This is a genomic window from Magnetococcales bacterium (assembly GCA_015228815.1).
Classification (GTDB): Bacteria; Pseudomonadota; Magnetococcia; order Magnetococcales; family UBA8363; genus UBA8363.
In genome coordinates this window covers 1-8,080 of the sequence record JADGCV010000076.1, presented here as the reverse complement: position 1 = coordinate 8,080, position 8,080 = coordinate 1, and the positions used below count along the sequence as shown (strand labels likewise).

Annotated in this window: 8 protein-coding genes; 6 read left to right on the top strand and 2 right to left on the bottom strand. The window is 56.9% G+C overall.

Annotated features, from left to right (window positions below):
- Window positions 1-134 precede the first annotated feature (134 nt).
- Both HQL76_17675 and HQL76_17670 read right to left on the bottom strand, forming a co-directional pair.
- Window positions 135-392: a helix-turn-helix transcriptional regulator gene (locus tag HQL76_17675; protein ID MBF0110999.1), complete on the bottom strand. Its 258-nt coding sequence runs from the start codon at window positions 390-392 to the stop codon at window positions 135-137.
- Window positions 393-495: 103 nt separating this feature from the next.
- On the bottom strand, window positions 496-1,806 hold the full coding sequence (locus HQL76_17670) for a sigma 54-interacting transcriptional regulator (protein MBF0110998.1): 1,311 nt from the start codon (window positions 1,804-1,806) through the stop codon (window positions 496-498).
- A 333-nt stretch (window positions 1,807-2,139) separates the two neighbouring features.
- Here HQL76_17670 and HQL76_17665 point away from each other — a divergent pair, with 333 nt between their 5' ends.
- From HQL76_17665 to HQL76_17640, 6 genes are all read left to right on the top strand, one after another.
- Window positions 2,140-4,911 (top strand): molybdopterin-dependent oxidoreductase, encoded by a 2,772-nt coding sequence (locus HQL76_17665; protein ID MBF0110997.1) that lies wholly within the window; start codon window positions 2,140-2,142, stop codon window positions 4,909-4,911.
- Between the two features lie 23 nt (window positions 4,912-4,934).
- Window positions 4,935-5,534: a 4Fe-4S dicluster domain-containing protein gene (locus HQL76_17660; GenBank protein MBF0110996.1), complete on the top strand. Its 600-nt coding sequence runs from the start codon at window positions 4,935-4,937 to the stop codon at window positions 5,532-5,534.
- Between the two features lie 10 nt (window positions 5,535-5,544).
- Window positions 5,545-6,501: a polysulfide reductase NrfD gene (gene nrfD / locus HQL76_17655; GenBank protein ID MBF0110995.1), complete on the top strand. Its 957-nt coding sequence runs from the start codon at window positions 5,545-5,547 to the stop codon at window positions 6,499-6,501.
- 14 nt (window positions 6,502-6,515) lie between these two features.
- Complete coding sequence (locus HQL76_17650; protein MBF0110994.1) at window positions 6,516-7,046, top strand: molecular chaperone TorD family protein; 531 nt, start codon at window positions 6,516-6,518, stop codon at window positions 7,044-7,046.
- Between the two features lie 46 nt (window positions 7,047-7,092).
- A complete protein-coding gene (locus HQL76_17645) occupies window positions 7,093-7,659 on the top strand; it encodes a hypothetical protein (protein MBF0110993.1) in 567 nt (188 codons plus the stop codon).
- A 103-nt stretch (window positions 7,660-7,762) separates the two neighbouring features.
- Window positions 7,763-8,080, top strand: a 318-nt coding sequence (locus HQL76_17640) for an Rpn family recombination-promoting nuclease/putative transposase (GenBank protein MBF0110992.1), incomplete at its 3' end; no start/stop codon positions are given.

Here is an 8,080-nt window from a genome sequence, read left to right as displayed (position 1 = left end):
TAGAATGGCACTGGCTGAAATGAGAAGACTCCCCTTTTCCTTAATCATGAGCTTGCCAAACGGATCCTGGACTTTGACCAACCGTGGCGTTGGCGTGGCACAATGATAGGCTACGTATAACCAATAATCATTTCTTAAGTTGCATGCGCGCGCCCATTCTCGGCCTCTCCGGCAAGTTCCAACAGGCGTTCCCATGCAAGTCTGGACGGTTTGGCCTTGCCATTTTCCCAGCGATTGATCGTAGGAAAAGAGACGCCCAACTCTTTGGCCAACGCCACCTGGGTCATCCCCATGCGGGTACGAAGGCGTTTGATTCGAAGGGCAAGGTCATTTTGCGGTGTTGTCTGCACTGTCTCTCTCAATATATTAAATGATCGCGTGCCACAAATCATAATCGCATATCAAATGATATATTTAAAGATTAATCGTGCGAAACGACTTTTTGTCAGGATTAACGATGATTTATATTGTTTCTGGAATTTGGATGAAACCTTCTCAATCTTGATCATCTTCCGCTTTGGAAAACATTTTGCGGTAGAGGGTCCGTTCGCTGATGCCCAGCTTTCGGGCCAGACTGCGGCGATCCTCCTGGGAGCTTTCCAGCAGCTGCTGAATATAGCGTTGTTCGACCTCCTTGAGGGAAAGGACGGTCTCCCCCGCACTACCTGACTCTTCGGCAGGGAGGACCTCCTGGCACGCCGGGGGCAGATGTTTCAGGTCGATGGGGCCTTCTTCCGCCAGGAGGGAGGCCCGTTCAAGAAAATTGAGGAGTTCGCGAATGTTGCCAGGAAAGGAATAGTGTTCCAGGGCTTTGAGGGCAAGGTCGGTGATGCCATGGCTGCGCAATCCCTCCATGCGCTGGAGAAGGGTTTCCACCAGGAGCGGAATGTCCTTGCGGCGCTCGCTCAGCGAGGGAATGTGAATGGGAAAGACGGAGATGCGATAGTACAGGTCCAGACGAAAGGTTCCGGCCTCCACCATGGCCTGCAAATCCTGGTTGGTGGCGGAAATCAGGCGAAAATCGGCATGGCGGGTATCGACGCTCCCTACCTTGCGGTAGGTCTTGGTCTCAAGAAGCCGCAACAGCTTGACCTGCAACGGCATCGGGACATCGCCGATTTCGTCGAGAAACAAGGTGCCACCATGGGCCGCCTCGACCAATCCCCTTTTCTTCGAGTAGGCCCCGGTAAAAGCCCCCTTCTCGTGGCCAAACAGTTCACTTTCGAACAAGGATTCGGTCAATCCGGAACATTCCACCGGGACGAACGGTTTGTCACTGCGATCGCTCGCATCATGAATGGCCCGCGCCACCACTTCCTTGCCCGTTCCCGAGGCCCCCGACAAAAACACCGAAACCCGACTCGGCGAAACACGGCGGATCAGGTCGAGCATCTGATTGAATGGTTCCGACCTGCCAACCAAACCCACCGGTGAGGCCACCGCCTGGGCAATATGGCTGGGTTTGAGTATTTCCAGAAAATATTCGGGCGGTCCCTCGGGCGCCGCGATCGGTCGCATCTCCACTTCGACATATTCGCGTCCCCTCGCGGTGACATGGACATGCATCATCCTGTCGGCCCGCCCCGACTCGCGACAGTTGAGCATGGGACACGATTCCCCCTCCTGATCGCAGGGTTTGCCAAAGGAATGGGAAACTTCATGGCATTTTCGTCCCTGCCGCACATCGACCTCGCCATATTCCTGGGCGTAGGCCCGGTTGCATCCATGGATGAAATAATGGCTGTCGAGAAGGATGGCGGGTTCGGAATAGCTGTTCAACAGGTCCAGAACCGGAAGAAAAACCATCGGTTCATGATGCGCCGCGGCAGACATGGGATACCTCGGTGGTCAGTTTAAGGGTTGGGGACCGGCGTGGGTCGGATGCGTCTGTCATCGTTGTCAGTTTGGCATAGGCGGCTCTGCCATCCAAGGCAGTCGTGAGCGCACCCTGCCTGAAAATCACCCCGGAAAAACCAACACGGGTCCGATTGGGAGATTCAATAAATAATTAATTTTTACAAATTTTTACATGTTTTTTTTCCAGGGCGCACGCTTCGGGCCGAATGTTTGGCACAAAGATTGACTTTAAGAAAGCCAGTAGACCGATCTCTTGGGTGAACAAGCAGGGGAGAACTGGGAATGGCATGGCATTATCCGAAATTGACCAGACGTGGATTCATGTGGGCAACCGGTGGTCTGGCCGGGTTGGGTTTGCTCAAACCCTTCCATCTGGTGGAAGAGGCAAAAGCAAAGGTGGATGAAGCGGAACACGAGGAGAGCGTATACAGCATATGCAATTTCTGCTCCTCGCTCTGCAACATCAAGGCCACGGTGATGGGGACCGGAAAGGAGCGCCGGATCACGAAACTCGACGGCAATCCCAATTCGACCTTGAACCGCGGCAAGATGTGCGCCCGCGGACAGGCGGGGGTACGGCAGGTTTATGATGTGGATCGGATCAAGACACCCCTGATCCGCGTCGAAGGGAGCAAACGGGGGGAAGGTAAATTCCGTGCCGCCACCTGGGAAGAGGCATGGAACTACATCGACGCCAAAACCAAGGGGGCCAAAATCCAGCCCTGGGAATGGACGATGGTCGGCGGTTGGACCTCGTGTGTGTTCTACATGAACTGGGCCGTCCCCTTCGCCCTTTCCAACGGTGTTCCCAACATTGTCGCCTCGCCGATGCAACATTGCGTCGCCTCGGGCCATCTCGGGACCGATTCGGTCACCGGAAACTTCAATATTCACGATGAAGTCCTTCCCGATTTCGACAATGCCAACTATATCCTGTTCATCGCCAACAACGCCTCCATCGGCGCCGTCTCCACCTCGCGGATGGTCCGTTTCGCCACGGGCCGAAAGCGCGGCGCCCGGGTCGTCGCCCTGGATACCCGTCTGTCGGAAACCGCCGCCAAGGCCGATGAGTGGATCCGGATCCGTCCCGGCACCGACCTTGATTTTCTCATTGCCATCATGCAGGTGATGCTGGAAGAGGGATGGTACGATGCCGATTCGATCCGCAACCATACCAATCTTCCCTTCCTGGTCCACCGCGGCAAGGATGGTCAATGGCAGTTGACCATGGATGCCGAGGGTCATCCCCAGGCCGTCGATGAAATCACCGGCGCCGTCGTCGCCTTGCCCAGCTACAGCCATAAAAATGAGATCGATGCCAAAGGCGCAAAAATCAAACCGGCCCTGCACGCCGCCGACGGATTGCAGGTGCAAGGAATGCCGGTGATGACGGTACTCCAGGCACAAATGCTCGAAATCAAGGATAAAACTCCGGAGGCGGCCAGCAAGGTGACCGGGGTTCCCGCCGCAGTCATCCGGCGCATCGCCGAGGAATTCTCCCATGCCGGACGCCCGATCATCGATCCGGGTTGGCACGGCGCCCGATATGCCAACATCAACATGCTGCGCCGGACCCAGGCGATGTTGCAGGCCCTGGTCGGAGGAATCGACCGCAAGGGGGGATGGATCATGGCGGCGGAATACCGCCACAAGATCGCCAACTGGCACAAGGCCAAAAGCGAAGGCAAGGCCATGCCCGGCCCCCTCATGACCTCCATGGCCGGAATCCCCTTCGTCGGCGAACTGATCAAGGCCCTCTCCAACCCCGATACTTTTCCCCACAAGCATCCCGCCTGGTCCTTTGTCTTCGCGGCGCAGGAACGGGCTGCGGGACGTGAAGGGGTGGCGGTTCCCGCACTGGCCGACACCGGTCTGCGCGAGGCGGTCGAAGGAAAGGTGATGTTGAATGGCCAACCCTATCTGGCCCGCGCCATGTTGATCAATGCCGCCAATCCGGTGCGGCACTATTATCCCGATACCAACTGGAAAACCATCCTTTCCCATGAAAACATGGAACTGGTGGTGGTGGTCGATGTCCTCCCCTCCGACACCGTCCCCTACGCCGATGTCATCCTCCCCAATCCCACCTATCTGGAACGGGACGAGCCGACGCTTTACGGCAACGGGGTCAACCATGACCTGGCCCTCGTGACCCGGTTCCGGGCCATCGATCCGCTCTACGACACGATGGAAACCCCCGACATCCTCCTGAAGATGAGCCAGATCATCAGTGGCAGCGATGCCAATTTCCATCACATGCTCGAAGCCCTGAGCGGCATTCCCGCCCAGGCGACGAAAACGGCCTACGAAAAACACAAGGCGGCAGGCGCCAACAGCCCCTTTTCCATGGCCTGCCGTGACACTTCTTTTTCATCGACCGCCGAACGGATTCACGTCCCTCAGGATCAACTGTTAAAGACCCTGAAAGAGGAAGGAATCTACTTTGAGGAGCATCGCGAGGAACTGATGAAGGGCCATTCCATGCCTCGGGACATGGCACTGCCGACCACGAGTGGCCGGCTGGAATTTTTCGGCACCCTGTTTCAATGGTTGCAATCCATGGGCGGACAGGGGCCATCCTTCAATGTTCTGGCCTCGACCCTGCCGGCCCAGTGCCGCGAAGGCAAAACCATGGTCGATGCGTTGGCGGAGAACGAATTCTACTTCACCTATGGCAAGACCCCGACCGTCTCCTACGGTTCGACCAACAGCAACAATCCGGTGATCGCCGCCATCAACCGTTTCAAGAAGGACATCTATACCGGAGTCTGGATCCATCCCGACCGGGCCCAGGTCCTGAAGATCAAATCCGGCGACGCCATCCGCCTCACCAACACCCGTTCCGGACAACAGGCGACCGGTACCGCCTATGTCACCGCCCAGTTGCATCCCGATTCCCTGTTTCTGCACTCTTCCTTCGGGGTGGAAAACAAGGCCCTGCGTTTGAGCCATGGCATCGGCACCGCCACCAACAAACTCATTCCCAACTGGGTGGAGCCGATGGTGGCGGGATTCCGCTCGCAGGAATTCACCATCAAGGTTGATAAAATCTGATTGTCCGGCAAGGAGAAAGACTCATGACGCATTATGCAATGGTCATCGACATGGCGACCTGTGTCGGATGCAATGCCTGCATGGCGGCCTGTTCGTTGGAAAACCAGACCCCCGTCTGGGCCGATCATTGGCGCACCAAGGTCCATGATCGGGAAATCGGGGACGGAACCGGGGTTCAGAGACGCTTCATCCCCCGACTGTGCAACCACTGCGACAACCCCCCCTGCATGAGTGTCTGTCCCAGTGGGGCGACACACAAGACCGAGGAAGGGGTGGTCCTGGTGGAAACGGAACTGTGCATGGGCTGCGGCGCCTGCGCCATGGCCTGCCCCTACGATGCGCGCTACCCCGCCACGCAAGACGACATCGAAAAGGGACGCGAATACTACGGACGACTGCACCGCAAGACGCCGAGCATGGACAAATGCTCTTTCTGTCATCATCGCCTGATGGCCGGGGGCGAACCGGCGTGCGTGCAGACGTGCGTCGGCTATGCCCGAATCTTCGGCGATCTCGACGATCCCGAGTCGCCCATCACCGCCCTGGTCCGTTCGGGCAAGGCCCGTCCGCTGATGGCACATCTGGGCACCCGCCCCAACGTCTATTACATTCCGGAAAAGTGAGGAGGGGTCCATGGAAACATTGACTTTCGCCACCCAGCAACACTGGACGACCTGGTTTGCCGTCTACCTGTTTTTGGGCGGGATGGGTGCCGCGGTCGTCGCGGTCAGTTTTCTGACCCACATGTACCTCAGGGAGGAAAAGGAACTGGTCATGTGGGGGGCGATCTCGGGCGTGATCATGATGGTCGTCGGTTCGGGGATGCTGTTTTTGCATCTGCTCAACAAGTGGGCCGTCTTCTATATCGTCTCTCCCTACGGCGTCTTTCACAAACCCGACTCGTGGATCGCCTGGGGCTCCCAGTTCATCGTCTGGATTCAACTGGCGGCAATCCTCTATGCCCTTCCCTACATGGTCGAAAAACCACGCCTCCTCGGTTGGCCAATCCTGGGACCGGTCCTGAAGATGCCCCTCGTGATTCAAATCGCCCAAATGGCCAAGAAGATTCATCCCTTTCTCGGATGGGTCGGAATCGTCACCGGCATTGGCACCGCCGTCTACACCGGCCTGCTGTTGCAAAGTTTTCCGGCGGTCACCTTGTGGCACAATCCCGCCGTTCCCATTCTGTTCACCGTCTCCGCCTTCTCGACCGCCATGGCATGGCTGCTCATCGTCATGTATGTTTTCATCTATCACCGGGTCGATCACAGTATCCGTGCCTTGTATGAGCGGATCGACCTTGGACTGATCACGGCGGAACTGATCATCATCTTCTCTTTCTTCAACTTCACTCTTTCCGGTTCCGAAGGGGGCTATCGTTCGGCGGAAATGTTGTGGAACGATCAGGGATGGCTGTTTGGGTTCATCCTTTGTGGACTGATCATTCCGTTGATCATGGAATTGAAGTGCGTCTTCGGTTCCTGGAGCGGCAAGGTGCCGATCGTGACTGCTTCATTGTTGGTACTCAACGGCGGTTTTCTGCTGCGGGTTTATTTCATGTCGGCAGGAATCTACGCCTATCCCTGGTGAGTGCGGAGACCCTCATGGAACTGCGGATTCTGGCCGGATTGTTGGCCTATCCCGAAGAGGATGCCCTGGAACGGTTGCGGGAATGGATGCCCGCCCTTCCCTGGCTCGGGGAAGCGGTGGCGGAACTGGAAACCCTGCCCCTGGATCGCTGGCAGGGGGAACACACCCACCTTTTTCTCAACGGCTTTCCCAAAACCATCGCCCCCCCGTTCATGTCGTACTGGAACGAGGGGCGGATGGTGGGAAACAACCTTGGCGCCCTGCATCGGGTCTATCGCGATGCAGGGTTGGAACCGGTGGATGGACTGCCGGGGGATTATCTGGGAACCATGCTTGAATTTCTCGCCCTGCTCCTGGACAATCCCCAAACACCCGGGTCGCCCGGGTCGATGGATGCCCAAACTTTTTACAAACAGTTTCTTCACCCATGGATTCAACGCTTTGTTCAAGCCCTTCGCGAAGGAAGCGAACTTTTTCTCTACCGCAAGCTCGCGGAACGACTGGAACTCCTTCTGACGCAAATCGGGCCGACGGAAAAACCGTGAACATGAGGGCACGAGGATCTTAAGACTTGGGAACATGGAAAACCAGATGACGACGGAGCAACCTGCCAGTGTTCTGGCCTTGATGGAAACCTTCGCCCAGGTGTACACCTTGCAAGGCGGCAACCTGTTTTTGGAACCATGGGAACGGGACCTGACCGGAATGGGACCCCGGGGCAATCCACACATCATAACGGCCACCCGGGCATTGCGGGAGGTGGCGGGATGGTGGATGTTTCTCCTGCTGACTCCCTGGTGTCTGGTGCGAATCCTGATTCCCCCAGCCGACCACCAACAGCTGGATTCCTGGCGGGAGGCAGGTTCAGGAATAAAGGACCTGGCCCTGGGCCAACCGGTCACCCTGGTCATCGACGGCTCCGAACGCAAGGCCCATCTGGAATTTCATGAGGCGCTCGGGGTTCATTTTATCGAACCCCTGGTGCTCAACATGACCGGTTACCGCGGCAATGACGAAGTGTTTGCCGCCCATGAACGGGTCATCGCGACCCGGGACGGCATCCTGGCCCGAACGGGTCGAAGCTGTACCCGTCAGACCGAAATTTCACGCCGCGAATTGTTTTCCCCATTCCGGAAACTTGCCGGTGGGGCTGGATAAGGACCACCTCGGAAGTATTGATTCATTGCGACTGGAAGACCCGAGAAATTGACAATGCGACTCTGTTCCCTGTTTTTTCATCCGCGGAATGTCAGGAACGTCCATGACTGATCACGATGGGTTTTACCATCAGTTGTACTCCCATCCGCGAATGATGTCGGACCTGGTCAGGCAGTTCGTGAATGAACCTTGGGTAATCGACCTGGATCTGGATCGCATGGAGCCGGTCAAATCCAAGTTTCACGTGCCGGGATTGCCCAAAAGGGAAAGTGACGTCATCTGGCGTATCCCTTTCCGGTCTGGATCCGACGTCTACCTCCTGGTCCTGCTGGAATTCCAGTCCGAGCCGGATCGATGGATGGTTCTGCGAGTGATGGTGTACATGTGTTTGTTATGGCTCCAGTTGTTGCACGAAAAAAAG

What these genes read in the sequence shown, in the direction of transcription:
- HQL76_17675 (MBF0110999.1), bottom strand. Translation starts at nt 392, where the DNA reads ATGATTTGTGGCACGCGATCATTTAATATATTGAGAGAGACAGTGCAG.
- HQL76_17670 (MBF0110998.1), bottom strand. Translation starts at nt 1,806, where the DNA reads ATGGTTTTTCTTCCGGTTCTGGACCTGTTGAACAGCTATTCCGAACCC.
- HQL76_17665 (MBF0110997.1), top strand. Translation starts at nt 2,140, where the DNA reads ATGGCATGGCATTATCCGAAATTGACCAGACGTGGATTCATGTGGGCA.
- HQL76_17660 (MBF0110996.1), top strand. Translation starts at nt 4,935, where the DNA reads ATGACGCATTATGCAATGGTCATCGACATGGCGACCTGTGTCGGATGC.
- nrfD (MBF0110995.1), top strand. Translation starts at nt 5,545, where the DNA reads ATGGAAACATTGACTTTCGCCACCCAGCAACACTGGACGACCTGGTTT.
- HQL76_17650 (MBF0110994.1), top strand. Translation starts at nt 6,516, where the DNA reads ATGGAACTGCGGATTCTGGCCGGATTGTTGGCCTATCCCGAAGAGGAT.
- HQL76_17645 (MBF0110993.1), top strand. Translation starts at nt 7,093, where the DNA reads ATGACGACGGAGCAACCTGCCAGTGTTCTGGCCTTGATGGAAACCTTC.